This window comes from Nocardia implantans, assembly GCF_035544775.1.
GTDB classification, from domain to species: Bacteria; Actinomycetota; Actinomycetes; order Mycobacteriales; family Mycobacteriaceae; genus Nocardia; species Nocardia implantans.
On record NZ_JAYKYQ010000003.1, the window covers coordinates 502,397 to 529,209 of the forward strand.

General features: G+C 70.1%; 25 protein-coding genes. 10 read left to right on the top strand and 15 right to left on the bottom strand.

Annotated elements, in window-relative coordinates; translation table 11 throughout:
• Genes U3653_RS10105 through U3653_RS10120 form a run of 4 tightly spaced genes read right to left on the bottom strand, consistent with a single transcriptional unit; the run spans nucleotide 1 to nucleotide 2,383 of the window.
• Complete coding sequence (locus U3653_RS10105) at nucleotides 1-318, bottom strand: alpha/beta hydrolase fold domain-containing protein (RefSeq protein ID WP_397070194.1); 318 nt, start codon at nucleotides 316-318, stop codon at nucleotides 1-3.
• Entirely contained in the window at nucleotides 266-451 is a 186-nt protein-coding gene (locus U3653_RS33295) for a hypothetical protein (protein ID WP_195079338.1), read from the bottom strand. The genes U3653_RS10105 and U3653_RS33295 overlap by 53 nt, the downstream gene beginning before the upstream one ends.
• An 18-nt stretch (nucleotides 452-469) precedes the next feature.
• The gene (locus U3653_RS10115) at nucleotides 470-1,228 is read right to left on the bottom strand and encodes a glucose 1-dehydrogenase (protein WP_195079339.1); all 759 of its coding nucleotides are present in this window, start codon (nucleotides 1,226-1,228) and stop codon (nucleotides 470-472) included.
• Between the two features lie 27 nt (nucleotides 1,229-1,255).
• Nucleotides 1,256-2,383 (bottom strand): LLM class flavin-dependent oxidoreductase, encoded by a 1,128-nt coding sequence (locus U3653_RS10120; RefSeq protein ID WP_195079340.1) that lies wholly within the window; start codon nucleotides 2,381-2,383, stop codon nucleotides 1,256-1,258.
• A gap of 217 nt (nucleotides 2,384-2,600) precedes the next feature.
• Between U3653_RS10120 and U3653_RS10125 the strand changes: the two genes are divergently transcribed.
• From U3653_RS10125 to U3653_RS10140, 4 genes are read left to right on the top strand one after another with little or no spacing between them, the layout of a single operon-like run.
• Complete coding sequence (locus tag U3653_RS10125) at nucleotides 2,601-3,356, top strand: glucose 1-dehydrogenase (protein ID WP_195079341.1); 756 nt, start codon at nucleotides 2,601-2,603, stop codon at nucleotides 3,354-3,356.
• A 14-nt stretch (nucleotides 3,357-3,370) separates the two neighbouring features.
• Entirely contained in the window at nucleotides 3,371-5,074 is a 1,704-nt protein-coding gene (kstD, locus tag U3653_RS10130) for a 3-oxosteroid 1-dehydrogenase (protein WP_195079342.1), read from the top strand.
• Nucleotides 5,074-5,805, top strand: coding sequence for a glucose 1-dehydrogenase (locus U3653_RS10135; protein WP_195079343.1), 732 nt, complete (start codon nucleotides 5,074-5,076; stop codon nucleotides 5,803-5,805). The genes kstD and U3653_RS10135 overlap by 1 nt, the downstream gene beginning before the upstream one ends.
• A gap of 58 nt (nucleotides 5,806-5,863) precedes the next feature.
• On the top strand, nucleotides 5,864-6,682 hold the full coding sequence (locus tag U3653_RS10140; protein WP_195079344.1) for an SDR family NAD(P)-dependent oxidoreductase: 819 nt from the start codon (nucleotides 5,864-5,866) through the stop codon (nucleotides 6,680-6,682).
• A 135-nt stretch (nucleotides 6,683-6,817) separates the two neighbouring features.
• Here the strand turns inward: U3653_RS10140 and U3653_RS10145 are convergent, their stop codons facing one another.
• From U3653_RS10145 to U3653_RS10155, 3 genes are all read right to left on the bottom strand, one after another.
• On the bottom strand, nucleotides 6,818-7,198 hold the full coding sequence (locus U3653_RS10145) for a peptidase inhibitor family I36 protein (protein WP_195079345.1): 381 nt from the start codon (nucleotides 7,196-7,198) through the stop codon (nucleotides 6,818-6,820).
• Nucleotides 7,199-7,345: 147 nt separating this feature from the next.
• Nucleotides 7,346-8,314 (bottom strand): AraC family transcriptional regulator, encoded by a 969-nt coding sequence (locus U3653_RS10150; RefSeq protein WP_195079346.1) that lies wholly within the window; start codon nucleotides 8,312-8,314, stop codon nucleotides 7,346-7,348.
• Between the two features lie 235 nt (nucleotides 8,315-8,549).
• The gene (locus tag U3653_RS10155; RefSeq protein WP_195079347.1) at nucleotides 8,550-10,151 is read right to left on the bottom strand and encodes a FadD3 family acyl-CoA ligase; all 1,602 of its coding nucleotides are present in this window, start codon (nucleotides 10,149-10,151) and stop codon (nucleotides 8,550-8,552) included.
• Nucleotides 10,152-10,530: 379 nt separating this feature from the next.
• Between U3653_RS10155 and U3653_RS10160 the strand changes: the two genes are divergently transcribed.
• Complete coding sequence (locus tag U3653_RS10160; RefSeq protein ID WP_195079348.1) at nucleotides 10,531-12,693, top strand: pyruvate, phosphate dikinase; 2,163 nt, start codon at nucleotides 10,531-10,533, stop codon at nucleotides 12,691-12,693.
• The gene (locus U3653_RS10165; protein WP_195079349.1) at nucleotides 12,683-13,468 is read left to right on the top strand and encodes a tyrosine-protein phosphatase; all 786 of its coding nucleotides are present in this window, start codon (nucleotides 12,683-12,685) and stop codon (nucleotides 13,466-13,468) included. Before U3653_RS10160 ends, U3653_RS10165 begins: the two co-directional genes overlap by 11 nt.
• Before the next feature lie 58 nt (nucleotides 13,469-13,526).
• Here U3653_RS10165 and U3653_RS10170 read toward each other — a convergent pair whose 3' ends face one another.
• From U3653_RS10170 to U3653_RS10185, 4 genes are all read right to left on the bottom strand, one after another.
• On the bottom strand, nucleotides 13,527-13,727 hold the full coding sequence (locus U3653_RS10170) for a DUF7489 domain-containing protein (protein WP_195079350.1): 201 nt from the start codon (nucleotides 13,725-13,727) through the stop codon (nucleotides 13,527-13,529).
• Between the two features lie 137 nt (nucleotides 13,728-13,864).
• Nucleotides 13,865-14,182 (bottom strand): hypothetical protein, encoded by a 318-nt coding sequence (locus U3653_RS10175; protein ID WP_195079351.1) that lies wholly within the window; start codon nucleotides 14,180-14,182, stop codon nucleotides 13,865-13,867.
• 131 nt (nucleotides 14,183-14,313) lie between these two features.
• Entirely contained in the window at nucleotides 14,314-15,219 is a 906-nt protein-coding gene (locus U3653_RS10180) for a tyrosine-protein phosphatase (protein WP_195079352.1), read from the bottom strand.
• 81 nt (nucleotides 15,220-15,300) lie between these two features.
• Complete coding sequence (locus U3653_RS10185; RefSeq protein ID WP_195079353.1) at nucleotides 15,301-17,697, bottom strand: PEP-utilizing enzyme; 2,397 nt, start codon at nucleotides 17,695-17,697, stop codon at nucleotides 15,301-15,303.
• 163 nt (nucleotides 17,698-17,860) lie between these two features.
• On the opposite strand from U3653_RS10185, the gene U3653_RS10190 reads away from it, so the two are divergent.
• From U3653_RS10190 to U3653_RS10200, 3 genes are all read left to right on the top strand, one after another.
• Nucleotides 17,861-19,342 (top strand): FAD-dependent oxidoreductase, encoded by a 1,482-nt coding sequence (locus U3653_RS10190; protein ID WP_195079354.1) that lies wholly within the window; start codon nucleotides 17,861-17,863, stop codon nucleotides 19,340-19,342.
• A 96-nt stretch (nucleotides 19,343-19,438) separates the two neighbouring features.
• Nucleotides 19,439-20,602 (top strand): 3-hydroxy-9,10-secoandrosta-1,3,5(10)-triene-9,17-dione monooxygenase oxygenase subunit, encoded by a 1,164-nt coding sequence (gene hsaA / locus U3653_RS10195; protein WP_195079355.1) that lies wholly within the window; start codon nucleotides 19,439-19,441, stop codon nucleotides 20,600-20,602.
• Nucleotides 20,603-20,630: 28 nt separating this feature from the next.
• A complete protein-coding gene (locus tag U3653_RS10200; RefSeq protein ID WP_195079356.1) occupies nucleotides 20,631-20,900 on the top strand; it encodes an alpha/beta fold hydrolase in 270 nt (89 codons plus the stop codon).
• 19 nt (nucleotides 20,901-20,919) lie between these two features.
• Here the strand turns inward: U3653_RS10200 and U3653_RS10205 are convergent, their stop codons facing one another.
• The 4 genes from U3653_RS10205 to U3653_RS10220 all read right to left on the bottom strand — a co-directional run bounded on the left by U3653_RS10205 (nucleotide 20,920) and on the right by U3653_RS10220 (nucleotide 26,052).
• Nucleotides 20,920-23,199: a LuxR C-terminal-related transcriptional regulator gene (locus U3653_RS10205; protein WP_195079357.1), complete on the bottom strand. Its 2,280-nt coding sequence runs from the start codon at nucleotides 23,197-23,199 to the stop codon at nucleotides 20,920-20,922.
• Between the two features lie 114 nt (nucleotides 23,200-23,313).
• Complete coding sequence (locus U3653_RS10210) at nucleotides 23,314-24,543, bottom strand: bifunctional 3,4-dihydroxy-2-butanone-4-phosphate synthase/GTP cyclohydrolase II (protein WP_195079358.1); 1,230 nt, start codon at nucleotides 24,541-24,543, stop codon at nucleotides 23,314-23,316.
• Between the two features lie 61 nt (nucleotides 24,544-24,604).
• Nucleotides 24,605-25,180: a PadR family transcriptional regulator gene (locus U3653_RS10215; protein ID WP_195079359.1), complete on the bottom strand. Its 576-nt coding sequence runs from the start codon at nucleotides 25,178-25,180 to the stop codon at nucleotides 24,605-24,607.
• Between the two features lie 38 nt (nucleotides 25,181-25,218).
• A complete protein-coding gene (locus U3653_RS10220) occupies nucleotides 25,219-26,052 on the bottom strand; it encodes an IclR family transcriptional regulator (RefSeq protein WP_195079360.1) in 834 nt (277 codons plus the stop codon).
• Nucleotides 26,053-26,276: 224 nt separating this feature from the next.
• On the opposite strand from U3653_RS10220, the gene U3653_RS10225 reads away from it, so the two are divergent.
• On the top strand, nucleotides 26,277-26,783 hold the full coding sequence (locus U3653_RS10225; RefSeq protein ID WP_195079361.1) for a flavin reductase family protein: 507 nt from the start codon (nucleotides 26,277-26,279) through the stop codon (nucleotides 26,781-26,783).
• Nucleotides 26,784-26,813 lie beyond the last annotated feature (30 nt).

The window sequence follows — 26,813 nt, forward strand, 5'->3', positions numbered from 1 at the left end:
TCAGCGACGCCGTTCGGCATGGGCGGCGCGGACGGCCGCGTAGGCGGCGGCATCGGCCCGGACCGCCTCGGGCAGATGGTCGGCCATGCTCATGAAGCCGTGGAACATGCCGTCGTAGCGCTGGATGTCGGTCGCGACCCCGGTTTGCCGCAACCGCTGCCCGTAGTCCTCGCCCTCGTCGCGCAATGGATCGAACTCGGCGGTGACGAAAGGCACCGACACCACGATCGCCTCCGCGCCGGCGGCCATGGCCCGGCAGAACCGGTCATGGCTGTCGAGACCGCAGATGACGAATCCGCCGCCGTGGCAGAACAGCACGATCGGCGACCGGCGCCGGGCGGGCGGCGAGCAGGCGCCGTGCTTCGGCGGCGTCCAGCACTTCGGTGCCCAGTTTCGGGAACGCGGCGCTCGCGGCCTCGACGATCACGCGCGCTTGCGGGGAAAGCGGCATGGCGGCCTGCTCCTTCCGCTACTGCTCGAGGTCCGGCGGCAAGAACTTGCCCGCCGCCAAGCCGCCGTCGATCGTCACCTCGGCGCCGGTGATGTAGGCCGAGGCGTCGGAGGCCAGGAACGCGACCAGTTCGGCGACCTCCTCCGGCGCGCCGGTGCGTTGCAGCGGCAGGGACGGGAAACTGCCGGGGCCGGTGGTCAGGTACGGGACCATCGGCGTCGCGATCGGGCCGGGATGCACCGAGTTGACCCGGATTCCGGCCGGGCCCAGCTCGAGCGCGGCCGTCTTGGTCAGCCCGCGCAGCCCCCACTTCGAGGAACCGTAGGCGGAGTGTCCCATCAACCCTTCGAGGCCGGCCTGCGAAGAGATGTTGACGATCGAGCCGCCCCCCGCCTGCGTCATCGGTCCGATCGCCGCCTGGATGCCGCGGAACGGACCGACCAGATTCACGCGCAGGATGCGCTCCAATTCCTCCGGCGCGGTGTCGGTCAGCGGTTTCGCGGTGTAGATGGCGGCGTTGTTCACCAGGACGTCCAGCTTGCCGAACGCCGAGACCGCCGTGCCGACGGCGGCTTCCCAGTCCTCACCGCGGCCGACGTCGTGGCGGACGAAACGCGCGGCGGCGCCGAGCGATTCGGCCAGTCGCGCGCCTTCGTCTTCCAGCACGTCGGTGATCACCACGCGGGCGCCGCGTGCCACGAACAGCCGCGCCTCGGCGGCGCCCTGTCCCCTGGCGGCGCCGGTGATCAGGGCGACCTTTCCCTTCAGGTCAACCATGTCGAACTCCTCGATGTCGCGCCGGGGTCAGCTGTTGCGGAAGTGGGGGATGACCTTTTCGCCCCAATGCCGGATGGTCTCCAGGCAAGCCTCTTGCGGCACGGTGCCCATCTGGATGAGGCAGAGGATCTCGTCGGCGCCCGCGGCCTGCAGCCGCTCGACGTAGGCGATGGCGTCCTCGGGGCCGCCGTAGGCGTGGTCGACGTTGAAGACCGAGGTGGCTCCGGTCTTCACCGGAATCTTGGCCTCGTGCAGGTAGGCCACGTGGTCGTCGGCCGCCTGCTTGATCGCCGCGACTTCGTCCGCGTTCGGGTCCACGGCCTCGTCCGGGGCCGGGCCCGCGCCGTAGTAGTGCTTGATCGACTGCGCGAAGAACCGCTGTCCGCGGGCTCCGATCTGCTGGGCCTTCTCCCGGTCGTCGAGGACGATGGTGGGGCACAGCGCGGCGAAATGATCGTTCACGACGGTGGAGACGAAACGCTCACCGGTGCGCGCGGCGATCGCCTCGTCATAGGTGCGCCGCAGTTCCGCGATCTCCTCCACGCCCGCGAAACCCAGGACGAGCGCGCCGATTCCGTAGTCGGCGGCCATCTTCAGCGTGTCCTTCTTGGTGCACGCCATGAACAGCGGCGGGTGCGGCAACTGCTCCGGCCTCGGCAGCAGCGAATGCGGCGAGACCTGCAAGAGCTCACCGTTGTACTCGAATTCGGCTTCCGGGTCCTGCCACGCCTTGCCGATCATGCGCAGCGACTCCTCGACCTCCTGATAGGTGCGCTCGGGGTCGACGCCGCACATGGAGGTCTCCACCGGCGTCGCGCCGCGGCCCGCGCCGAGGTCGAGCCTGCCGCCGGACAGCACGTCGAGCATCGCGGCGCGTTCGGCCGCCCGCACGGGATGGTTGAAGTTGAACGGCATGCACACCACGCCGTGCCCGATCCGGATCCGCTCGGTCTTGGCGGCCACCCAGGTCAAGAAGACCTCGGGGGCGCTCATGTGCGCGTACCACTTCAAGCCGTGGTGCTCGACCGCCCAGACGGTGTCGAATCCCATCTGATCGGCGAGCACCGCCTGCTCGACACAGTCGCGCAGCACCTGGTGCTCGTGCTCGCGCGAGGGGTCGGCCATCTGGGCCTCGAAGATCATCGAGAACTTCATCCGGTCTCCTTGTCGATCGCCCGATCGGGCGTTTCCGGTTTCGTGGGGGTGACTCGTCCCGCTGCGAGACGGTCGCAAGCGGTATGCCTAATCGAAATATGACCGGTGGAATTTCTCAGGTCAGGAGCTAGTCCCGGTGGCCGGGACGGTCCGGTGCCGCGCCCCGATCGGCGTCTTAGCGTCGGTGCGAAGCGACGGTCAGAGAGGACGGGAATCGGTGGGACAACTCGACGGCAAGGTGGCGCTGGTCACCGGTGGGGCGCGGGGGATGGGCGCCGAGCACGTGCGGCAGTTCGTGGCCGAAGGCGCGCGGGTGGTGTTCGGCGACGTGCTCGACCAGGAGGGAAAGGCGCTGGCCGCGGAGCTGGGTGACGCCGTGCGCTACGTGCACCACGATGTGACCAGCGAAGCCGAGTGGTCCACGGCGGTGTCGGAGGCGGTCACCCACTTCGGGCGGCTGGACGCCCTGGTGAACAACGCGGGCATCCTGCGGTTCGTCCCGATCGCCGAGATGACTGCGGCGGAGTTCACCACGATCATGTCGGTCAACGTGACCGGCACCTGGCTGGGCATCAAGACCGCCGCACCGGCGCTCGCCGCGACCGGAGGCGGCTCGATCGTGAACGTCTCCTCGGTGGAAGGGTTCGTCGGCGCGGCCGGTCTGTCCGCCTACAGCGCCAGCAAGTTCGCGATCCGCGGCATCACCAAGTCGGCCGCCCGCGAATTGGGCCGCCAGGGCATCCGGGTCAACTCGCTGCACCCCGGCGGCATCGCCACGCCGATGACCGCGGCGGTGTCGGGCGCGTCCGGCGCCGACGGCGACGGCTTCTTCGCGAGCCTGCCCATCCCGCGCTGGGGGCAGCCGGTCGAGGTCTCGCACGTGGCGGTGTTCCTGGCCTCGGACGCGGCCAGTTACTGCACCGGAGGCGAATTCGTCGTCGACGGCGGCATGCTCACCGGCTGCGGCTACTGACGGGAAGCGACACGATGACTCGGGAATTCGAATTCGACGTGGTGGTGGTCGGTTCCGGCGCAGCGGGCATGACCGCCGCGCTGACCGCGGCCTACCGTGGCCTGTCGGTGACGCTGATCGAGAAGAGCCGCGCGTTCGGCGGCTCCACCGCGCGCTCCGGCGGCGGCATCTGGATCCCCAACAACCCGGTGCTGCAACGCGAAGGCGTGCCCGACAGCCCGGAACTGGCCCGCACCTATCTCGCGGCGGTGGTCGGCGACCGGGTGCCGGAGGCCAAGCAGCGGGCCTTCCTGGAGCGCGGGCCGGAGATGATGCGCTATCTCGGCGCGCGCAGCAAATACTGGGAATTCGTCTACGACCGTGGCTATTCCGACTACCACCCGGAATTCCCCGGCGGTCTCGCCCAAGGGCGAAGCATCGAGCCCGCCCCGCTGGACGGGCGGCTGCTCGGCGGCGACCTGCACAAGATCAATCAGCCGACCATGTCGGGACCCAAGGGCATCGCCTTCACCGTCAGCGACTTCCACGATCTGAACATGATCGCCCGCACCTGGGCGGGCAAACGCACCGCGATCAAGGTCGGCATCCAGGCGGTGGGGAACAAGCTGCGGGGACGGCTGCCGCTGAGCCTCGGCAAGGCACTCGCGGCTCGCTTGTGGCTGTCGTTGCGCGACGCCGGGGTGCCGGTGTGGCTGAACACGCCGCTGACCGAACTTGTCACGGAGGGCAACGCGGTGGTCGGCGTACGCGCCGAGCACGATGGGACGCCGGTGCTGATCAGGGCGCGCCGGGGTGTGGTGCTGGCGGCGGGCGGCTTCGAGCACAACCTGGACATGCGCCGTCAGTACATGAGCGGCCCGCAGTCCACGGACTGGACGGTGGGCGCCACCGAGAATGTCGGTGAGGGCATCGTCGCGGGCCAGAAGGCCGGTGGCGCGGTCGATCTGATGGACGACGCCTGGTGGGGCCCGTCCGTGCGCAATCCCGACGGCCCGCCGTTCTTCTGCCTGGCCGAGCGCTCCCAGCCAGGCGGCATCATGGTGAACCACGCGGGCGAGCGGTTCGTCAACGAATCGGCCCCGTACGTGAACGTGGTGCACACGATGTACCAGCAGGAAGCGGCCGGTGCCGGGCACATCCCGGCGCACTTCATCATGGACCAGCGGTTCCGGGACCGGTATCTGTTCCTGGGCAACTTCCCGAAACGTCCGCTTCCGCAGAAGTACCTGGATGCCGGAATCATCCGGCAGGCCGACACCTTGGCCGAACTCGCGGCGAAGATCGGCGTGGCGCCCGCGGCGCTCACCGCGACGGTGGAAAGGTTCAACGGCTTCGCCCGCGCCGGTCGCGACGAAGACTTCCGCCGCGGTGAATCCGCGTACGACCGCTACTACGGCGACCCGACCGTGCGGCCGAACCCGTGCTTGGCGCCGCTCGAGCAGGGCCCCTTCTACGCCGTCGAGATGGTGCCGGGCGATCTGGGCACCAAGGGCGGTCTGGTCACCGACGAGCACGCGCGCGTCCTCGACAGCGACGACCAGCCGATACCCGGCCTCTACGCGGCCGGGAACAACTCGGCGTCGGTGATGGGCAACGACTACGCGGGCGCGGGCGCGACCATCGGTCCCGCCATGGTGTTCGGCTACATCGCGGCCGGTCACCTCGCGGACAACCAGCCGACCGCCCAGCGGGCGCAGACATCGGAAGGAGCGCGTTGATGGGACGCGTCGACGGCAAGAACGTGATCGTGACCGGGGGTGCCAGGGGGATGGGCGCGGCCTTCGCGCGGCGGCTGGTCGCCGACGGCGCCACGGTGGTGATCAGCGATGTCCTGGTGGACGACGGCGTGGCGCTGGCCGTTGAGCTGGGCGATGCGGCGACCTTCCTCCCGCTCGACGTCACCGACGCGTCGGCGTGGAACGACGCGGTCGCGTTCGCCGAGAAGGTCTTCGGGCCGGTGTCGGGCCTGGTGAACAACGCGGGCATCGTGCACGTCGATCCGATCGAACGACTGTCGGAAGCCGATTTCCGCAAGGTGATCGACGTCAACCAGGTCGGGGTGTTCCTCGGCATGAAGGCGGTGCTCGGCTCGATGCGCCGGGCGGGAGGCGGCTCGATCGTCAACATCTCTTCGATCGGCGGCATCATCGCCTTCTCCGGCATCCTCGGCTACACCGCGTCCAAATGGGCCGTGCGCGGCATGACCAAGACCGCCGCGCAGGAGTTCGCCGCCGACAACATCCGCGTCAACTCGGTGCACCCGGGTGTCGTGGTCACCGAGATGACCGCGGATTCCGCGCGCTCGCAGGGCATGTCGGGCAACCAGCCGATCCGCAGGGCCGGCCGTCCGGAGGAACTGGCGAACCTGGTGCTGTTCCTGATCAGCGACGAATCGAGCTTCAGCACCGGCTCGGAATTCGTCGCCGACGGCGGCTACACGTGCCTGTGAGGACACCCGGCAGGGCCAACCGGCGGACCGACCGCCGAGCGAGACGAGGAAATCGACTGTGAAGAATTTCGAGGGCAGGACCGCGGTGATCACCGGCGCGGGCGCGGGCATCGGCCGGGCGGTGGCGATCGAACTCGCCCGCCGCGGCGCCCGGCTGGCGCTGTCGGGCCGCAACGTGGACAACGTCGCGGAGACCGCGGCGCTGTGCGGCAAGGAAGGCGCGCAAGCCCGCGCGTACAAGCTGGACGTGACCGACCGGGAGGCGGTGTACCGCCACGCCGACGAGGTGGCCGAGGACTTCGGCCGGATCAATCTGGTGGTCAACAACGCCGGAGTCTCGCTGACGGCGAACGTGGAGGAACTCAGCTGGGCGGACTTCGAATGGATCGTAGGCATCAACTTCTGGGGCGTCGCCTACGGCACCAAGGCGTTCCTGCCCCACGTCATCGCCTCCGGTGACGGCCACATCGCGAACGTGTCGAGCATGTTCGGACTGGCCGCCTGCCCCAGCCAGGGAGCTTACAGCGCGACGAAATTCGCCATCCGCGCCTTCACCGACGCACTGCGGCAGGAGATGACCATCGCCGGACACGCGGTCGGCGTCAGCAGCGTGCACCCGGGCATGATCAAGACCGACATCGCCTGGAAGGCACGGGCGGGCGGCGACCGCGATCGCGACGCACTGGCCGCCAACTTCGACCGCCTGGCCAAGACCACCCCCGAGCACGCCGCCCGCGTCATCGTGAACGGCATCCGCAAGAACAAGGCGAAGATCCTGATCGGCACGGACGCCCACGTCATCGATTGGTTGCCGCGACTTTTCGGCGCGGGTTACCAGAAGATCCTCACCGCCCAGATGAAGAACGAGGTCGCCTGACGGTCCGGGTCCTTCCGCTGGTCACGCAGTCCACGAGGTGGTCCTACCGCACTCGGGAAGTCCGCGAACTTCGATGAAATGAACCCTCCTGGCTGCGCGCCGGGAGGGTTCACCGAGTACGGCGAATCGCCACTCTCAGTGGCAGACCCACAGGGCGTCGGCCTTGTTGTCACCGTCGGCGGGCACATTGCCCTTGCTGTTGTCGGGGACCGAGACGAGCAGTTGCCACTCCCGACCGGTCCAGTTGTAGACGCCGACCGTCTTTCCCGTGCGGTTCCAATACGAACTCAGACGATCTCCGATTCCTTCGTTGCCGATGTCGTGCAACAGACAGTTGTTGTCGACCTGCACGAACATGCCGGTGCCGCCGCGCTGGTCGTAGCCGCAGAACAGTCCGCCCGGGCAGTCGTAGGCCGCCGCCGCCGGCGCCGGCGCGAGGGCTGCGCCGTACCCGGCGACCGCGAGGGTGGCCGCCGCCGCAACACTGATACGGCGGAACAGTTTGATCGAGAACATGATTGACCCTTCGAAGCCGATGGGATCGGGTATCGGTGCGGCGGAGAATCCGCCGCACTCATGATGGGCGGATCGGACCGCCCGCGACTATCCATCTCGCGCGAGTTCTGTCCGGGCCGCGCGGTAGGTTCGGCGCTGCGCGGCGGGTCAGGCGCGCAGCGTCACCGACGGCGGTACACCCCATCGCCGCCGGTACAGGGCCGAAAAACGGCCCAGATGCCAGAATCCCCAATCTGCGGCCACCGCGGCGACCGTAGTCTTGGTGGGGTCCGCGGCGGCCAGCGCGTTGTGCACGCCCACCAGCCGGGCTTCACGCAATCGTGCCGTTGGTGTGGTGTCGAGGTAGCGCCGGAAGCCCTCCTGCAGGCTACGCACCGAAAGTCCCACTGCCTCCGCGATATCGGTGACGGTGAGCATTTCGTGCGCATGGTCGATAATGAGTTGTTCGGCCAGGCGGATGGGACGCGGCGTCGAGTTCCCTGGGGCGCTGTCGAGCAGGAACTCCGAGTAACTGTTCGGCTGCGCCAGCAGGAGTTGGGACATCATCAGCTGCTCGACCTGCGGCCGCAGCCGTGGATCCAGGAACAGGCCGGGGCCTTCGGCGTCGGCCTGCAGCATGCGCAGCGATTCGAGCCAGATCCGGGCGGCCGGTGACCGCAATCGCATGGCGACGGCCATCCGCAGCGGATGATCCGGCGGCCGACCCAGCATCCGCCGCAAATGGTCGTCCAACGCGGCCCGGTCGAATCGGACGAGCAGTTGCCTGCTGCTCTCGTGCCAATTCATGTCCAGGGGCGCGTCGGGATCCGGAACCGAGGCCACCGCCGGGTCGGAAGCGATATCCGCGGTCCCGTTGACCACCCGGGCCCACCCGGCCAGCGGTATTTGAACCAGGCGGAAGGTCTCGATGGGTTCGGTCCGGATCCGAACCTGAACCCCGTAATGCTTGTAGACCAGGCCGACATCGCCGTACCGGACGACATTGCAGCTGGCCTCCATGGTGGAGGCACCCGGGTCGAGCCGGTGCTCACGCAGAATGCCGCTCATCTCCGCCCGGGCCACGTCGGGGTCGGCGGTCCGGAAATAGCGATGCCCCGACAGCGGTTCCACGAACATTCCGACTGCCCTCCAAGCAGCAGGCGCCGCGCCGACGGGGCCTGGATCAGTGGATGTCGATATTGTCCGTCGACACCTGCGGACACACAATCGTTTCGCATCGACTCCCGACACCTCGGCCGGCAGTTCGCCGAGAACGGCGTCCCCGCCATCCCCGGACGACTTGCCGCCCTGCGGCAATTCGTCTTGCAGGCCGCCGCTCAGCCATACCCAACGGGATACATCTTCGAAGTGCTCAGGGCTGCGCCTCACGCGAACGCAGAGCGCGTTTCAAGACCTTGCCGTTGGCATTTCGGGGTAGTGCCGCTACGACCTCGATGCGACGCGGAAGCTTGTAGCCGGCCAGACGAGGTCGCGCCCAGGCGATTATCTCCGCAGGTTCGATCTCGGCGATGCCGTCGAGGACGACGAAGGCGTGGCCGACTTCACCGAGACGAGCGTCCGGGACGCCGACCACTGTGGCCTCCGCTACGTCGGGGTGGGTACGAAGGATGCGCTCGATTTCGGCGGGGTAGACGTTGAATCCGCCGACGACGAACATGTCCGTGCGGCGGTCGGTGATGCGCAGATAGCCATCGGCGTCCAGGGTGCCGATGTCGCCGGTGCGCAACCAGCCGCCCGCATCGATGGCGGTCGCTGTCGCTGCGGGGTCGCCGAGGTAACCGTGCATCACATTCGGGCCGCGCACCGCTATCTCGCCGGGCCGACCGACCGGCACCGGCTGCCCGGTGTCGTCCACGATCCGAATCCGTACGTCCCGCAATGCCTTTCCAACGGTGTCCCCGATCAGGATCGCAGGGGCATCTGGTGGGCAGACCGTGGCGACACCTGTCGATTCGGTCAACCCGTATCCGGTGAAGACCTTTTCGGCTCCCAATTCACGGCGGATTCGCTCCACCAACTCGGTCGGCACGCTGGAACCACCGGTGCCCGCCAGGCGTAGCGAGGTCAGGTCACGGGGCACACGCCGGTCGTGGGCGAGTAGGTCGTGGAAGAGCGTCGGAGGACCGGTCAGTACAGTGATCCGCTCGCGCTCGATGACGCTGAACACTCGCTCGGGATCGAAGCGGTCCACCGGCACCATGGTGGCGCCGCGCAGCAGGCTCGCGATGATCCCGGCCCGGTAACCGAAGGCGTGGGAGAACGGGTTGACCAGCAGATACCTGTCGTTGCCGGATAGGGTGACCGCATCGGCCCAGTGGGTGAAAGCCTCGATCGTCTGCCTGTGGGTGGTCGGCACGCCTTTCGGTACGCCCGTGGTGCCGGACGTGAACAGGATGTCGGAGATCGACTCCGGGGCCACGGACGCGCTCCGCGCGTCGGCTTCCGCGGCGGGTATCACCTCGCCGAGGGCGAGAAAGCGAGCCCACGAGAAATACTCGGGCCTGTCCTCGCGAACTTCGTCGAGCAATACGACGGTCCGCAACTCCGGCAGCCCGTGTCCCGATGCCCGCAGCATTCCCGGGTAGTCGTTGCCGAGGAAGTCGCCCACGGTGAGCAGCACGCGGCACCGGCTACGAGCGAGGATGCCCGCCGCCTCGGGACCGCGCAGTCGAGTGCTGAGGGGAACCAGCGTCGCGCCCGCACCGAGCACGCCGAGCGCGGCGATCACCCAACGCGCGGTGTTGGGCGCCCAGATCGCCACCCGCTCGCCGGGCCGCACCGCTCGCGCCATCACCGCCTGTGTGACACCCCGCGCTTCCGCGGCGAGCTCGGTGTAGGTGAGCTGCCCCTCCGGTGACGCCACCGCGATGCGCGGGCCGTCCCGCCGTGCCCGCTCGGCCAGCACCGCCGGAATCGTCGCGAGCTCACCGGTCGCTGCACCGCGTCGATCCATGCCGCGATCGTGCCGCATCGACTGTTCCACGCGGTGCGATCGCGGCCGAATATCCCGTTGACCGGGAATTCTTCCCCGATCACGCGTTCGCGGGAGCCCGTGCGCCGCCGCCGCGAGCGGGAACCGGATCGGCGTGGCAAGCCGATCGAGCGACGGTGGCGACGACCAGCAGAGTCGGACGACACGCCGCATCCGGCGGCTCATCGGAACCGTCCTGCTCAGCGGGACCACGGGTACGGCAGGTGATCGATGGCACGGCAGGCTCGAAGCGAGCGACAGGTGTGTGCGCCGCGGTTCGCGTCCGGTCCGGCACGGGCCGGTGTACGAGGTTCCGAATCGCGCTGGGGCGCGGATTGGTCAGTGAGTGCTGAGGAGTGACATGACGGCCGGAGCAGAGCTAGTGGAGCGAAACGACGAGGCAGCGGGCGCGGGGCCGGTCGTCGAACTCGACGGCGCCTGTTCGCTGTCCCGGGAACGCATCGGCGGGAAGGCGTGGAGCGTCAACCGCATGCGCGCGCTCGGCCTGTCGGTGCCGCCCGCGTTCGTCATCACCATCGAGGGCTGGGCCGACTTCTCGGCACGCGGGGCAATCGGCGAGGACATCTGGCACGGCGTCCAGGAGGGCATCGCCGCCATCGAGCGCGGCACCGGACGTGTCTTCGGCTCCGGCGCCCGTCCGCTGCTGGTATCGGTCCGCTCGGGCGCCGCGGTGAGCATGCCCGGGATGATGGACACGGTGCTGAACCTCGGCATGAACGAGGCGGTGGCGCGAGCACTGGCCGTGGAGACCGGGAATCCGGGCTACGCGGCCGACACCCGGGAGCGGTTCCGCGCCCAATACCGCGAAACCGTGCTGGGTGATCCCGACGGTGCGGTGCCCGAGGATCCGTGGGAGCAGTTGCGGGCGGCCATCAGCACGGTGTTCCGGTCCTGGGATTCGCCTCGGGCGCAGACGTATCGGCGCAATCGCGGCGTTGCGGGAACCCTGGGCACCGCCGTCACCGTCCAAGCCATGGTCTTCGGCAATCTCGATGCCAAGTCCGGCACCGGCGTGCTGTTCAGCCGCAACCCGAACACCGGCGACCGCGCGCTGTTCGGCGAATGGCTGGTCGGCGGGCAGGGCGAGGACGTGGTGTCCGGCCGGACCACTCCGCGGCCGCTGGACGAACTCGCGACGCTGCTGCCACAGGTGCACGCGGAACTCGTCGCGGCGGCCGACCTGCTGGAACGCGATGGCCGCGATATCCAGGACATCGAGTTCACCGTCGAATCCGGCGCCCTGTGGCTGTTGCAGTCGCGGCCGGCCAAGCGCTCCGCGCGCGCGGCCGTGCGCGCCGCGGTGGCGATGGCCGAGGAAGGGCTCATCGGCGCGGACGAGGCACTGAAGCGGGTCACCGCCGACCAGGTGCGCACCGTGCTGCGACCGGCGACCGGGGAGTACACCGGGACACCGCTTGCTCGTGGCGAAGCGGCGTGTCCCGGCCTGGCCTCGGGTGTCGTCGTCACCGATCCGCACGAGGCCGAGCGCCGCGCGGAGGCGGGCGAGGACGTGATCCTCGTACGCCCGACCACCAGCCCCGACGACCTGCACGGCATGATCGCCGCCAAGGCGATCGTCACCGAACTGGGCGGAGCCACTTCGCATGCGGCGCTGGTCGGTCGCGAGATCGGCAGACCGTGCGTGGTCGGTTGCGGCTCCGGTGTCGTCGCGGCACTGGCCGGTCGGGTGGTGACCGTGGACGGCGGCGCGGGCACGGTCTGGCCTGGACGGGTCGAAGGCAAACCCGTGGACTCCGCCACCCTCGCCGACGTCGGCCGATTGGCCGGGTGGGCGGGCACCGACATCGACGGGTTGGCGACCTGGCTCGACGCGCGGGCGACGGACGCCTCGGCGCAGGCGCACGCGGCGGCTCCGGCGACGGTAACGGAGATTCCCGACCTCGATCTGCTGCGGCTGATCGGAATCAAAGGCAGGGCCGCGCACGACGCGCTGGCCGCGGGCGTCGGCGCGCCCACCGAGACCGTCGCCGCTCGATGCGAAGAACTGGTGGCCGGGGGCTGGTGCGCCGCGACACCGATCGGCGTGCGACTCACACCGGAAGGCCGACAGCACTTGGACGGCCTGCTCGCGCTGGAGCGACGGACAGTCGATCGGGCCGCGATCGCCTCCGTCTATGCCGAATTCTGCGATTTCAACGGGATTTTGAAAGAGATCGTCACCGCATGGCAGATGAAGGACCCGGCCACCGTCAACGACCACGCCGACGCCGAGTACGACGGTGCGGTGCTGACCAGGCTGACCGATCTGCACCATGCCGTGCAACCGCTGCTGCGGCGAATCGGCGACGTCGCGCCGCGGCTGGCCCGGTACTCCGCCCGCTTCGCGCGGGCGATCGAGCGGATCGCCGCCGGCGATCACGCCTGGGTCGCGCGACCCGTGCTCGACAGCTACCACACCGTGTGGTTCGAGCTGCACGAGGACCTGATCGGACTGTGCGGCCTCAACCGCGCCGACGAGGCGGCGGCCGGCCGTGCCCACTGACATCACGGGCGAATCCACCGCGCCACAGGAACGTTGGGTCGAGTTCGCCCAGATCGATAATGTCCGCGACCTGGGCGGGCTTCCCGTGCGGGGCGGGGGCGTCACCCGTTTCGGGGTGGTCTACCGTTCCAGCACCCCGCAGAATCTCACCGAGTCCGACCTGGCCGAACTGCTCGGGCCGATCGGCCTGCGCACCCTGATCGATCTGCGGCTGCCCGATGAGGTGGAGCGCGAGGGCTACGGACTGCTGGCCACCGCAGACGTGCGGCGGGTCTGTCTGCCGGTGCGGAAATCGCCGCAATCCTCGCTGGCGGCACGGGATCTGGTTCCCGATTCCAGCCGGGTGGATCTGGTGGACCTGTACGCGAAACTGCTGGCAGGCAGCGCTGACTCCATCGTCGCGGCGGTACGCCTGGTCATCGACGCCGACAGCCACTCGGTGCTGTTCCACTGCGCCGCGGGCAAGGACCGCACCGGCGTGCTCGCGGCGGTGCTGCTGGACGCGGTGGGCGTGCCGCCGGAGGCGATCGCGGCCGACTACGCCCTGACCGGTGAACGCATGCACCGGGTCCGCGACCGGCTCGACGCGCTCCCGTCCTACACCGGGCTGCCCCCGGTCAGTACCGGCATCCTCGGCGTCGAGGCCGAGGTGATGGGGCGTTTCCTCGCGAAACTGTGCGCTGACCACGGCGGCGCAGCCGAATGGTTGCTGAGCAGCGGGCTCACCGCCGCAGAACTGGCGCGACTGCGTGAGGTGCTGATCGCCCCGGGATAGGACGCCGCGGTCGTGGCATCCTCTCCTGCCCGGTGCACCGGCGGGCCACGCCGGCAGGTCAGTCCTTGACCGGATCGGCTCCGGCCCGCTTGGTCACCGAGTCGCCGACCTCCAGCGCCTCCCACAACGCTCGGTCCACGCGAATCTTTCTCGTGCTGCCGTCCGGCAAGCGAATGTGCAAGCGCCGGTACAGATTCGCTCCGTCCAGCAACCCGCGCGACTTCTTCACGACCGTTCCGCGCCACTGCTGCTGTCCCATCGACCTACTCCCTCACTCGACTCGACGCTGACGCCGTAGCGATGCCCCGACCGGCGTGTTTCCAGTGTCACGACCCGCCGCGCTCGGCACATCACCACTGAGAAGTAGACGTGCTGTGCCCGAAGTCGGACACCACATCAGTCAGCGGGTTGATGTCGCTTCCACGCCGTCTCCGGCTCGAAAGCCCGGCGACGAGACAACGAGCGGGCGTGGCGGGTTCCTGCCATGCTGTAGTCGGCGTCGACGAACTCGCCGCACAAGTCGATGCCCGCCCGTGCCACCGCGATATCCCCGCCGCCCCACACCACGGTCGTCGGAACACTCACCCGCGGCGCGTGCAGCCAGTCGTCGCCGATAGCGCGGTACCAGTTCAGCGCGGCCGTCATCGCGCCAGGCTGGAGCAGGCGGGTGATGTGGTGGTCCGCGACCTCGCGCGCTCCAGCGGAAGCAGCCATCCCTGCATGCCAGCGGCGGGCCGCTCAGCGATCACGAGTTCGTGACCAGCCCGCGCCGCCGTCTTCCCTGTCCCGGAACGACCGAGCGGGCCGGGTGGAACATGCTCCACCCGGCCCGCTGCAGTCATCGGCTACCGCGGCAGCAGTTCGGTTCTCAGCGCGTCCAGCGTGGCGCCGTCGACACCGAGCCCGTCGGTGACGAACCGGTCGAACGATCCGAAGGACGCGGCGGCCTGGTCGAAAGCGGCGTCGAGATAGTCGGCGCGCACGCCGAGAATCGGATCGAACAGCGCGGGATCGGTGACCAGCCCCTTGGCCACCAACCCGTCCAACGTCGCCTTGTTGCTCGCGGCCAGGTTGTCGTTCGATTCCAGATAGTCCTTGTACACCTGACCCTTCGGGACGCCGAGCGCCGTCATCAGGACGGCGGTCATCCATCCGGTGCGGTCCTTGCCCGCGGTGCAGTGGAACAGCACCGGCCCGTTCGCGTTCGCGACATCCCGGATGGCGGTCCCGAACTGCGCGCGAGCGCCGGCGTCGGTGACCATCCAGCGGTAGTAGTCGCGCATGATGCCCGCGGCCTTGCCGTCGCCGAACATCTGCTGCTGCACGGCCGGACCGCCCTGCACCGCCTTGCCCACCAGCAGGTAGAAGTCGTTGCCCGGGTCGTACACCGGACGCGCGAGCGTGGGAATCGACGCGGGCAGCTTGTCCGGGTTGGCCCCTGACTCGTTCGGGCTGCGGAAATCGATCACCGCGGTGATGCCGGAGGTCACCAGTTTCTGCTGGTCGGCGGCGGTGAGCTTGTCCAGGGCGTCGGTGCGGAACACGACGCCGGTGCGGAGTTTGCCGTTGCCCTGGGTGGGGTAGTCGCCGATGTCCCTGGCATTCGGCGCCGCCGACAGCTGCATGGAGCGGTCGTGCACGGTGTGCACGAGCCCGGGGCTCGCCACCGCGGTGGTGGTGGACGGGAACACGGCGATCAATGCGGCGGCGACACCGGTCACCGCCCCGCGAACAGCACGCGAAATCGTCACTGGCTCATTCCTTCCATAGGGTCGCGGCCCGGCCGACGCCGAACCGGCATGTGGGCCGGGGTGCTCGACCCCGGCCACGACTCAGACGTCGGCGAGCAGGGTGACCGTGCCGGCCGCCCCGTCGACGCGCACGCGCTGCCCATCGGCCAGCCGGGCGCTGGCGGTCTTGGTGTCCACGACGCAGGGAATGCCGAATTCCCTGGCGACGATGGCGGCGTGTGACGCGGAGCCGCCGATGTCGGTGACCACCGCGGCGGCGTAGGCGAACATCGCGGTGTGCCCGGTGTCGGTGACCGAAGCCACCAGGATGTCGCCCGGCTCGATGTCGTCGTCCAGCGACAGCACGCGTTTCACGGTGCCCTCCACCACGCCGGGGCACACCCCGATGCCGGTCAGGCTGTCACCGGGCAGCAACGCGTCCGCGTTCGGCAGCGGCTCCCAGTCACCCGCGATCACATCCGGCATGCGGACGCCGTGCAATCGGGTCAGCTCGGCTCGCCGTCGTGCCACCCGCTCGGCCAGATCGGCAGGCGCCCAGAGGATTTCGTCGAGCGTCAGGAAGCAGGCATCATCGGCCTGCTGCAGCAGCCCTTGCCGGATCAGCCGCTCCGCCCGCTCCCGCACGGCGAGGCGCAGGCAGTGGGTGTAGCGGACCACGGCGTCGCGGACGCGTTCGCGCGCCATCGTCGCCCCCGCCGCCATCCGCGCGGTGCGACTCGGCGCGGGGCCGACCGGTTCCCGTTTGGGCGCGGGCATCTGCGCGGCACGCGCGGCGGCGGTCATCAGCAGCTCCGGGCGGTCGCCGAAGGTCGGATTGAGCAGTTCGCACTCACCCGGTCCGCGATGCCCGATCCGCCGCAGCTCCTCGTCCAGGGCGGCGGAGAAGGCGGGGGAGAGCGCCCGCGCGGCGGTGACGTCGCCCGCGTGCGCCGCGTCGTGCAACGCGGGGTCGGTCCGGCACAGTGCGGCGAGCCGTTCCACCGCGAGCATGGTCCTGGCCGACTCCAACCGCTCCGGATCGATGGGCACGGTCGCCGCTTCCTTGCCGCGGGAGTGGATGGCCGTGGCCGCACCGGTCATCATCACGCCGATGGACGCCGCCGCCCAGGACTGGTTCAGCCGGTCCCGCCACAGCAGGACGCGGGCGTGCAGTTGTTCATCGGTGAGCTCGCGAATCGCCGCGGCGCCGAGGGCTTCCTGATGGGCGGCGGCGTTGATGCCGTCGGTGGTCTCGCGATAGCGCAGCGCGGTGCGCAGCACGCGGCCCGCCGCGCGCCACGTGGCGCGGGTGCTGGCGAATCCGGTCGGCGTCGGCGGCTTGCCGTGCGGGGTGAGGGAGATCTCGGCCGGGATGTTGCCGTAGACGTCACGGCGGATGCTCTGCTCGTCCCAGCCGGGCATGTTCTCCGCGGCCAGCACCCCGATGGAGGCGTTGATGTAGATGTGGTGCCCGAGCACCGTGGTGACCCGGCTGGTCCAGTGCTCCAGCGCGATGCCGTCCAGCGCGATCATCCGGCCCATCGCGGCATTGGCCAGCCGGATAGCGCCCGCCTGCAGATCCACGGTCAGCGGGGTGAGCGGTCCGGGTAGCGCCTCGGACGTATTGGTCGCGGTGTGCACCGGGTAGGCCGGGTCGACGCGATCGTCGAACTCGCCCTCGAGACCGTCCGGTGCGACCGACACCAGGGCGTGGCCGTCCGAAGTCGCCGCGCGGGCGGGTATCACGTAGCCGGGCAGCGGGATCGCCCCCGGCCGGGCGACGAACCCGTCGCCGTCCAGCTTGCGACCGGCCAGTCCGCGCACGATGTCCGCCGCGACCTCGGACGCGGTCCACCCGTAGTGGAACCCCCATTCGCTCTGCGTCGCAGTGGTATCCATTCGCGGTGGCGTGCCGGACGTCCGTCGCCACTTCCGCGTCCCCGCCGCCGCACGGATGCGGTCCGCGTCCGCGCCGGAGATCACGCCGGGCGCGGCGAGTTCGACCGCGCCGGTGCGGGCGGACCCCGCGGCCAGCACCAGGAAGCGTTCGAAGTCGTCGGTGTGCAACACCTGGAATCCGCCCGCCCGGCGAGAGCCCAGCAGCCGGCGCAGGACGCGCCAACTCTCGCCATCGACGCGCCTGCCCGCGACCGGCGCGGTGCGCACGATCAAGGCCGCCGCCCCGCTGGAGCGCACGACGTCCTCGGCGACGGCATCCGAACCGGCGACCACCGGAACCACGATCCGCGCCCCGGCCGTTCGGGCCGCCGACGCGATCGGGGCGAGCGCGCCGCCCAGATACACCACCGCCGCGCACCCGGCGACGGCCTGTGCGCACAACGCGGGCTCCGCCGGGTCGCCGGTGATCACCTCGACCCGGGGGTCGACGTACCGGTGCCGTGCCCGGTCCAACCCGGCCACGTCGTGTCCGGTGGCCAGCAGCATGCGCGCCACCGCGCGACCGGTCGGATCGGAAACCCCGGTGACCAGGACCCGCATGAAATCTTCCTCCTCGCTGGCGCCCAAGCGGACGTGACGCCGTTCACACACCATCGCCACGCGGCGACCCGGCGACCGACCGCAGTCCCGATGAACGGGACCGGCGGGTCGCTCACCAAGACCGGCGCCGGCTTCTCGGGAGCCGGGCGGGAAGGTCGACTCCATGAGTGATCGGGATTCGGTCGCGCCTCGGGAGGCCGCCGCAGTGGGCGCCTACGACCTCGAGACCGATGTGCTGGTGGTCGGTTACGGATGCGCCGGAGCGGCGGCGGCCTTCGAGGCCGCGGTGACCGGCGCGCGGGTGCTCGTGCTGGATCGGATGAGCGGCCCGGGCGGCGCGTCCGCTCTGTCGGGTGGCGAGATCTATCTCGGCGGCGGCACACCGATCCAGCGGGCCTGCGGCTTCGACGACGACCCCGCGGCGATGGCCGCGTTCCTGTCCGCCGCGCTGGGTCCGGGCGCCGACCCGGACAAGATCGCTCGCTACAGCGAGGACAGCGTCGCGCACTTCCACTGGCTGTCCGACCGCGGCGTGCCGTTCCAACCCACGCTGTGGGACGCTCCGGCCTGGGTGCCGCCGACGGACGACGGGTTGATGTGGCTGGGGGAGAACAGCATGCCGTTCTCCGGTCTCGCCACGCCCGCGCCGCGCGGGCATCGCCCCGCCGCCCCCGACTTCGGCGGCAAGCTGCTCATGGATCGCCTCGCCGGGGCCGCTCGGTCCGCCGGGGCGAGAGCGCTTTTCGACACCAGGGCGGCTCGCCTGATCGTCGCCGCCGACGGCACGGTCGTCGGCGCGGTGGCTCGGCGATACGGCACGCAGCTGACCATCCGGGCGCGCCGCGGCGTCGTGCTGACCACCGGTGGTTTCGTCGACAACGACGCCATGCTCGCCGCCCACGCGCCGCGACTGCTGGGGCACACCAAGGTCAGCGCGGGCACCGACGACGGAAGCGGGATCCGGATGGCGCAGGCGCTCGGCGCGGCGGTGCGGCACATGTCCACCGGCCAGGTCGGCATCTCGCTCGTTCCAGGTCTGGCCGCGCGCGGCATCGTGGTGAACGGCCACGGGCAGCGATTCGTCAACGAGGACACCTATCCCGGCCGGATCGGCCAGGCGGCGCTGTTCCGCCAGGACATGCGGACCTGGGTCGTGCTCGACGAACCAGCGTTCGACGAGGTGCCGGAACAACAGCGGTGGGGTGTGCGCCCGACCCACGTGGCGGAGACCGCCGAAGAACTCGCCGACCTCATGGGCGTGCCCGCGGCCGCGCTGGCCGACACCGTCCGCCGCTACAACCACTTCGCCTCCGACGGTGACGATCCCGAGTTCGAGAAGGCGCCGCGCTGGGTGCGGCCGCTCACGCCGCCGCTCGCCGCGATCGACGTGCGGGCGGGGGTGCGGCCGCCGTCGGAGTCCGGTGACCGCCGCGGCACCGGCGCCTCCGTGTTCACCCTCGGCGGTCTGCACACCTCGCTCGACGGCGCCGTGCTCGACATCGACGGCGCCCCGATCCCCGGACTGTTCGCCGCAGGCCGTGCCGCGAGCAACGTGCACGGCGAGGGCTATATCAGCGGCACTTCGCTCGGCGACGGCACCTTCTTCGGCCGCCGTGCCGGCGCCGCCGCGGCCCGCACCAGCTGACCCGGCGGCGGGTTCCGGTCATCGGGATGGATCGGACCGGACGGCGCCGCACCGGCCTAGCGTCGAAAGACGGCACTACCAGGAGGATTACCGCATATGAACAACAAGGTGCTCGATCGGGTACGGGATCTGCTGCCCGCGATCCGGGCGCGAGCCGCCGACGCCGAACTGCAGCGCAGAGTGCCCGATCAGAGCATCAGGGAGCTGACCGAGGCCGGGGTGTTCCGCATGCTGCAGCCGTCCCGCTTCGGTGGCGACGAATCCTCGCCGGTCGCGTTCTACGAGGTCATCCGCGCCATCGCGACCGCATGCCCGTCCACGGCGTGGGTGTCGTCGGTGCTCGGCGCGCACCCATGGCAGCTGGCGCTGTTCCCGCCGCGGGCGCAGGAGGACGTATGGGGCGCCGATCCGGACACGCTGGTCTCGTCGTCGTACGCGCCGACCGGCAAGCTGACGCCCGTCGACGGCGGTTTCGAGATCAGCGGCCGGTGGAGTTTTTCTTCCGGTTGTGATCACGCCCGCTGGGCCTTCCTCGGCGCGGTCGTGCCGAACGACGAAGGGGGAGCGGACTACCTCACCGTCCTGGTGCCGCGCGCCGACTACCGCATCGAGGACGTCTGGCACGTGTCGGGGCTGTCCGGCACCGGCAGCAACGACATCGTCATCGAGAAGGCGTTCGTCCCCGCCCACCGGACCTACAGCGCGAGCGAACAGGCCGAGCTGCGCGGACCCGGCCAAGAGGTCAATACCGCCGCGCTCTACCGGATCTCGTTCGGCGCGGTGTTCTCCAACACCATCACCGCACCCATCATCGGCGCCGCCCAAGGCGCCTACGAAGCGCACATCGAGCGCATGCGCGAACGAGTGCGGATCTCCTACGGCGGGCAGAAGGCCGCCGAGGACCCGTTCGCGCATGTTCGGGTCGCGCGCGCCGCCTCCGAGATCGACGCCGCCATCCTCCAGATGGAGCGCAACATCGGCGAGCAACTGCGCTACGCCGAGGCGGGCGAGGAGATCCCCCTGGAACTGCGGGTACGCAGCCGCCGCGACCAGGTGCGCGGCACCGAACGCGCCATCGAGGCCATCGACCTGCTGTTCGACAACTCCGGCGGCCACGCCATCCGCAAACCCAATCCGATCGAACGGCACTGGCGCGACGCGCACGCCGGAAGCGTGCACGTCATCAACGACGTCGAGCGCGCGCTCGTCCTGTACGGCCGCGACGCCTTCGGCCTTCCGGTCACCGATCGGATGATCTGATGACGCTCACCGCGGAGAACACCACGCGTTGGAGCACGACCGGGGGCTGCGGCTGCGATATCACGAGGCGGGCTCGGGCGCGCCGCCGGTGCTGTTGCACGGCTTCGGGCCCGGCGTCTCCGGACGGGCCGACTTCGGCGCCAACCCGCCGGTGCCGGCCGAGCGTTTGCGCTGCCTGATCGTGGATCAGCCCGGCTTCGGCGCCAGCGGCCGCCCAGCGGTGGTTCCGCTGTGGGCACGACTGCGCGGCCTGCGCGCCGAGACGCAGATCCTGTGCGGGCGCGACGACCGTCTCTGAACGCCGCCAATCACGTCCATCACACCTCGTGATCACGCACCCACCCCGCGATCTGGGTCCGGGAGGTGAAACCGAGCTTGGTGAGGATGTGCTCGACGTGGGTCTCGGCGGTACGCACCGAGATCACCAGATCGGCGGCGATGCGTTTGTTGCTGTGACCCGCCGCCACCAACCGGGCGACGTCCTTCTCCCGGCGAGTGAGGACATCCGCGGCCCGAGACGCATCCGCGGCGGGCTGCGGTGGCCGCGGCGCGGCGGGCGCGCGTCCCAGCGCGTAATCGATCGCCTCGCTCAGCGACAGCGTCGCGCCGCTGTCGAAGGCCTCCTGGAACTTCCGCTCGCCCAAAGCCTCCCGCACTCGGCCGCGCATCCGGTCGCCGAGCACGCCGGTGATGGCGTGGGCCAGGCGCACCGTGCTGCGCGCCAGGATCTCCGCGGCGCCGAGCAGGCGGGCGGCTCGCTCGAAATCGGCGCGCGCGACCGCCGTCCACGCCAGCCCTTCGAACGCGGAGGCGAGCCAGACGCAGCGGTCGAACAGGGCGAACATCTCGACGGCGCTGGCGAGATACGCGGTCGCGCCGTCCTGATCGCCGCACCGCCAGTGATCCAGTCCCATGCACCACTGCGCCAGCCCGCCGAGCAGAGAGGGCCCGCGTTCGGTGGTGACCTCGAGCAGCCGCTCGGCGAACGCGGTGCAGCGTTCGTCGGCGAGCACGAGGGCGCACACGAACGCGAAGGCGAGACTGTCCATCTCCATGGCGTGATGGCCGCATTCGGCCGCCAGATGCGTTGCGGTCTCCGCCAATTCGAGCGCTCGGGCGGTGTCGCCGTCGTTGAAGGCCAGCAGCGCCGAGTCGAGCATGGCCTCCGCGAGGATGTCGGGAGCATTGACCTTGCGTGCCAGGGCGACGCATTCGTCCACCAACTGGTGCGCGGGCCCGCGATCGGACAGCAACGCCGCCAGCGAGGCGGCCGCGGACAGTCCGCGTGCGCGCAGCTCGGTCGGTCGGCCCGCCTTCGCCAGCGCATCGGTCAGCCAGCGATAGCCCTCGGTGAGGAACCGGTTGTGCTCCCAGAACGGCCGCAGCACCGCCGCCATCTCGAGCGCCGACTCGGGTGCGTCGGTGAGGCCGGACTGCAGCGCCGCGCGCAGATTCGCGTGCTCGCGGTTGAGTTCGCGGAACCAGGCGACGTCGTCGGAACTCCAATACGCGGTGCGGCCGCGCAGCGCCAGCCGCCGGTAGTGCTCGCGGTGGCGCGCACGCGCCTCGGGCTCGTCGCCCCGCTCGGCCAGCCGGTCGTGGGCGAACCGCCGGATCGGCTCCAGCATCGAGTACCGCCCGACATCGCCGTCGTAGCGCAGGCTCAGCACCGACTTGTCGACCAGCCCGGTCAGCGCGTCCATCACGATCCGCCCGTTGGGAGCGGGCAGGCACACGGCTTCGGCGGCGTCGATGTCGAAGCCGCCGGAGAACACCGACAGTTGTTCCCACAGGCGCTGTTCGGCCGGCGTGCACAGGTCGTAGCTCCAGCGGATCGCGCCCTCGATGGTCTGCTGCCGTTCCGGCGCGATGCGCGGTCCCGCGCTCAGCAGGGCCATGGTGTCGTCGAGCCGGGCGAGGATCTGTTCGGGAGTGAACACGCGGAACCGCAACGCGGCCAGTTCCAGCGCGAGCGGAATACCGTCCAGCCTGCGGCAGATCGCGGCCAACGCGTCCCGATTCGCGGGGGTGGCCGCGAAGCCGGGGTTGGCGGCGCTCGCTCGTTCGGCGAGCAGGCGCATCGCGTCGCTGTCGGTGGTCGCTGCGTCCGGCAGCGGCAAGGGCGCGACCGGCATGACCTGTTCCCCCGGCACGCCCAGCACCTCCCTGCTGGTCGCCAGCACCCGGACCTGCGCGGTGGTGGCCACGATGCGGCCCACCAGCCGCGCGCAGGCGTCGATCAGGTGCTCGCAGTTGTCCAAGATCAACAGCAACCGTTTGTCCGCGAGGAACTCGGTGAGCCGCCGCAAGGGCGTCGCGGTGTCGTCGCGCAACGCCATGGCCTCCGCGACGGTCACCGTGACCAGATCGGGGTCGCGGACGTCGGCCAGTTCGACCAGCCACACCCCGTCCGGGAACGCGCGCGCCACCGCCACGCCGACCTGGCGGGACAGCCGGGTCTTGCCGACGCCGCCGGGGCCGAGCAGGGTCAGCACCCGCGTGGTGGGCAGCAGCCGCTTCGCCGCGGCGAGTTCCTCCCGGCGCCCGACGAAACTGGTGACCTCGGCAGGGAGGTTGCCGATGGGACGCCGCGCCATGGGTGTCAACCCTAGGTACCGCGCGGGGCGCGGAAGAGCGTTCTGGACAAATTCAACTCCGATGACCGTGCCCGCGGCGTCGCGCCGACCGCGGGCGGACCGAACCGGCGCCGCTCATCGAGCGAGGGCGGCGGCGTCGACCTCGCTGAGCTGATGGCGCATCCGGTCGCGCTTGGCGCGCAGATAGCGCACGTTGTGCTCGGTGGGACTGGTCTGCAGCGGAATCCGCCGTTCGACCGCGATGCCGTGTTCGGTCAAGCCCGCCTGCTTGGCCGGATTGTTGCTGAGCAACCGGACCGACCGCACGCCCAGATCGTCCAGGATCCGCGCCGCGGCGCCGTAGTGCCGGGCGTCGACGGGCAGCCCGAGTCGCAGATTCGCGTCGACGGTGTCGGCGCCCCCGTCCTGGAGCTCGTAGGCGCGCAGTTTGTTCAGCAGTCCGATGCCGCGGCCCTCTTGTCCGCGCAGGTAGACCACGACCCCGCGGCCCTCGGCGGCCACGGCCCGTAGGGCGGCGTCGAGTTGCTCGCCGCAGTCGCAGCGCAGCGAGCCGAACGCGTCGCCGGTGAGACATTCCGAGTGCACCCGGGTGAGCACGTCCCGTTCGCCCGGCGCACCGAGCACCAGCGCGAGATGTTCGGCCCGGTCGTTCGGATCCCGATAGCCGATGAGCCGGAACTCGCCGAAGCGGGTGGGCAGCCGGGTCTCGACGACGCGCACGACGCCCGGCTCCAGCCTGCGTCGGTGCGCGATCAGCTCGGCGATGGAGATGATCGGGATCCCGTGCACCCTGGCCATGGTCAGCAGGTCGGGAAGCCGGGCCATCGACCCGTCGTCGCGCACCACCTCCGCGATGACTCCGGCGGGGCGCAGGCCCGCCATCCGCACCAGATCGACCGCGGCCTCGGTATGCCCTTGCCGCCCCAGCACGCCACGCGGGTGCGCCCGCAGCGGGAACACGTGCCCGGGGCGGGTGAAATCCCGGGGCGTGGCGCCGGGATCGGCGAGCAAGCGCATGGTGTGCGCGCGGTCGGCGGCCGATATGCCGGTGCCGATGCCCGCCGCCGCGTCCACCGAGACGGTGTAGGCGGTGGCTTTCGGGTCCTGGTTGACCGCGGTCATCGGCGGCAGCTCCAGCCGATCCAGGTCATCGCCCGTCATGGGCACGCACAGCACGCCGCTGGTGTGCCGCACCAGGAACCCGATGTTCGCCGCGGTCGCCTTCTCCGCGGCCAGCACCAGATCGCCTTCGTTCTCCCGGTCCTCGTCGTCCACGACGAGCGCCATGCCGCCGTTCGCGATCGCCGCCACCGCGGCGGGCACCGTATCCAGTTCACCGGTCATCGTCGGCCACCTCCATATGCCTAATCGAAATATGGCGGGACCGGAAGAACCAGGTGGCGTCTCACTCAGTGAGGCGTTCGATATCCGCCAGCAGCTCCCTGGCGAAATCGCGCTCCGCCTCGTAGTGCCGCACGCACCAGCGCAGCACCAACTCGGGATAGGCCCAGTCCGGGTTCGCCTCCGCGCCCTGCGCGTCGGCCTCGGCGCGCCTGCGCATCTTCTCGGCGTACTCGATGTGCTCGGTGAGTATGCCGCGCATCCGGTCCGGTTCGGCGAGGTTGCCAAGCCACGCCCGCAGCATCACGCTGTGCTTGAGCACCGGCGCCTCCACCGGCGCGTGATTGACCCAGTTCGCCGCCGCCGCACGACCTTCCGGCGTGATGGCGTACATCCGCTTGCCGCGCACGCCGTCCTCGTGCACGACCGCGCGGGAGCTGGCGTAGCCGTGCTTCTCCAGGCGTTTGAGTTCGGCGTAGATCTGGCTGAACGACGGACTCCAGTAGAAGAACTGCAGACTCCAGTCGGCCCATTTCTTCAGGTCGTAGCCGGAGAGTTCGTCGGCGTGCGAGAGCATGCCGAGTACGGCCCACGCGGTGGTCGGCAGGTCGGGCACCGCGGGTGTGACGCCATCGGTCATGGCCGGACTGTACCGTCCAGGCATAGTCGGATTCGGCACTAGCGCCAGCGCGCCCGGCGTCCGAACAGCGACCGCCCGGCCTCGTGGGAGATCTCGAGCAGCACCCGCGCCAGCTTGTCGAAGCTCATCGCCTCAGCCCGCCCGGACAGCGACAGTGCCGCGGGTGCGGTGCCTCGGCCCCGCAAAGGCGCTGCCACGCAGGCGATTCCGTCCATGGACTCCTCACGGTCCACCGCAACCCCTTGGCGCAGCCGGATCTGGGCCAAGGCCCGGTGCAGCGCGTCGGGTTCGGTGATGGTGTGCGGGGTCCGCCGCGGCAGCCGGGAATGGAACGCGGCTTCGGCGATGCTCGGCTCGAGCGTGGCGAGCATCGCCTTGCCGAGCGCGGTGCAGTGCGCGGGCATGCGGCCGCCGAGGCGGGTCGGCAGCATCGCGGCCAGGCGGCCACCCGCCTTGTCCAGATACACGATCTCGCGTCCGTCGAGCACCGCGAGGTGTCCGACCATGCCGGTGCGCTGGCACAACTCGTGCAGCAGCGGGCTGACCGCGTCGCGGATCTCGTTGTGGTCGGCGGTGAGCCCGCCCAGTTCCAAGGTGCGCATGCCGAGCCGATATCCGCCCGAGGCGTGGGCCAGCCAGCGCAGCCGGATCATCTGATCGAGGATCCGGTGCACCGTCGAGCGCGGCAGGCCGGTGCGCTCTACCAGGCCCAGCAGTGTCAGCGTCGGGGTGGCGGCATCGAACGCGTCCAGGATGAGGGTCATCCGCTCGATCATCGATACCGGCACGTCGGCTTCCGCCCCCTTGGCGCGGGTGCGGTGCGGGCCCCGGTCGGCGCGCGGCTCGGTATCGGGCAGCAGGGTGACGGTCATGCGAACCTCCGTCGGTCACAGTCGGTCTACGTCGACCAGGCATTACGCGCTCGATCGCTTGTGTCTCCCATCACACTGACGCGTCGGCGGACGGGAGGAATCGGGAGAACTACGTAGCTTCTACGGATCCGCATCTCGGTGACCGGACTCCGATCTTGACGCCCATCGGGCGATGGCTGCTGTCATAGCTGTCAGGTATATGCCTGATGGAAATCGGAGGCTCGATGGAACCGGTGCTCGAGACGGACGGATCGCCCCTGGACGTGCGCGATTTCAAAGCGGTGCTCGGTCGCTTCTGCACCGGGGTCACGGTGATCACCGCGCTGGGGGAGGACGGGCCGGTCGGTTTCACCTGCCAGTCGTTCTCGGCGCTGTCACTGGAGCCGCCCGCCGTCTGCTTCTGCCCGGCGCGCACGTCCACGTCGTGGCCGCGCATCCGCGCGGTCGGCCGGCTCTGTGTCAACATCCTGGCCCACGACCAGCAGGACCTCTGCCGTCGTCTCGCGCGCAGCGACGCGGACAAGTTCGCGGGGGTGGACTGGGAGCCGTCGCCCAACGGCTCGCCTCGGCTGGCCGGAAGCATGGCCTGGCTCGACTGCGAGGTCGAGCAGGAGGTCGACGGCGGTGACCACACCATCGTCATCGCGCGCGTCACCGCGCTGTCGGAGCATCGCGAGGCGGCGCCGCTGCTGTTCTACCGCTCCGCGTTCGGACGGCTCGATGAGGCCTGAGCGCCTCCCGGCCAGTGGGACTGCACATTT

Bases quoted from the DNA above. Each gene is read 5' to 3' on its own strand.
- U3653_RS33295 (WP_195079338.1), bottom strand. From the start codon at position 451: ATGCCGCTTTCCCCGCAAGCGCGCGTGATCGTCGAGGCCGCGAGCGCC.
- U3653_RS10115 (WP_195079339.1), bottom strand. From the start codon at position 1,228: ATGGTTGACCTGAAGGGAAAGGTCGCCCTGATCACCGGCGCCGCCAGG.
- U3653_RS10120 (WP_195079340.1), bottom strand. From the start codon at position 2,383: ATGAAGTTCTCGATGATCTTCGAGGCCCAGATGGCCGACCCCTCGCGC.
- kstD (WP_195079342.1), top strand. From the start codon at position 3,371: ATGACTCGGGAATTCGAATTCGACGTGGTGGTGGTCGGTTCCGGCGCA.
- U3653_RS10135 (WP_195079343.1), top strand. From the start codon at position 5,074: ATGGGACGCGTCGACGGCAAGAACGTGATCGTGACCGGGGGTGCCAGG.
- U3653_RS10145 (WP_195079345.1), bottom strand. From the start codon at position 7,198: ATGTTCTCGATCAAACTGTTCCGCCGTATCAGTGTTGCGGCGGCGGCC.
- U3653_RS10150 (WP_195079346.1), bottom strand. From the start codon at position 8,314: ATGTTCGTGGAACCGCTGTCGGGGCATCGCTATTTCCGGACCGCCGAC.
- U3653_RS10155 (WP_195079347.1), bottom strand. From the start codon at position 10,151: ATGGATCGACGCGGTGCAGCGACCGGTGAGCTCGCGACGATTCCGGCG.
- U3653_RS10160 (WP_195079348.1), top strand. From the start codon at position 10,531: ATGACGGCCGGAGCAGAGCTAGTGGAGCGAAACGACGAGGCAGCGGGC.
- U3653_RS10170 (WP_195079350.1), bottom strand. From the start codon at position 13,727: ATGGGACAGCAGCAGTGGCGCGGAACGGTCGTGAAGAAGTCGCGCGGG.
- U3653_RS10175 (WP_195079351.1), bottom strand. From the start codon at position 14,182: ATGGCTGCTTCCGCTGGAGCGCGCGAGGTCGCGGACCACCACATCACC.
- U3653_RS10185 (WP_195079353.1), bottom strand. From the start codon at position 17,697: ATGCGGGTCCTGGTCACCGGGGTTTCCGATCCGACCGGTCGCGCGGTG.
- U3653_RS10190 (WP_195079354.1), top strand. From the start codon at position 17,861: ATGAGTGATCGGGATTCGGTCGCGCCTCGGGAGGCCGCCGCAGTGGGC.
- hsaA (WP_195079355.1), top strand. From the start codon at position 19,439: ATGAACAACAAGGTGCTCGATCGGGTACGGGATCTGCTGCCCGCGATC.
- U3653_RS10205 (WP_195079357.1), bottom strand. From the start codon at position 23,199: ATGGCGCGGCGTCCCATCGGCAACCTCCCTGCCGAGGTCACCAGTTTC.
- U3653_RS10210 (WP_195079358.1), bottom strand. From the start codon at position 24,543: ATGACCGGTGAACTGGATACGGTGCCCGCCGCGGTGGCGGCGATCGCG.
- U3653_RS10215 (WP_195079359.1), bottom strand. From the start codon at position 25,180: ATGACCGATGGCGTCACACCCGCGGTGCCCGACCTGCCGACCACCGCG.
- U3653_RS10220 (WP_195079360.1), bottom strand. From the start codon at position 26,052: ATGACCGTCACCCTGCTGCCCGATACCGAGCCGCGCGCCGACCGGGGC.
- U3653_RS10225 (WP_195079361.1), top strand. From the start codon at position 26,277: ATGGAACCGGTGCTCGAGACGGACGGATCGCCCCTGGACGTGCGCGAT.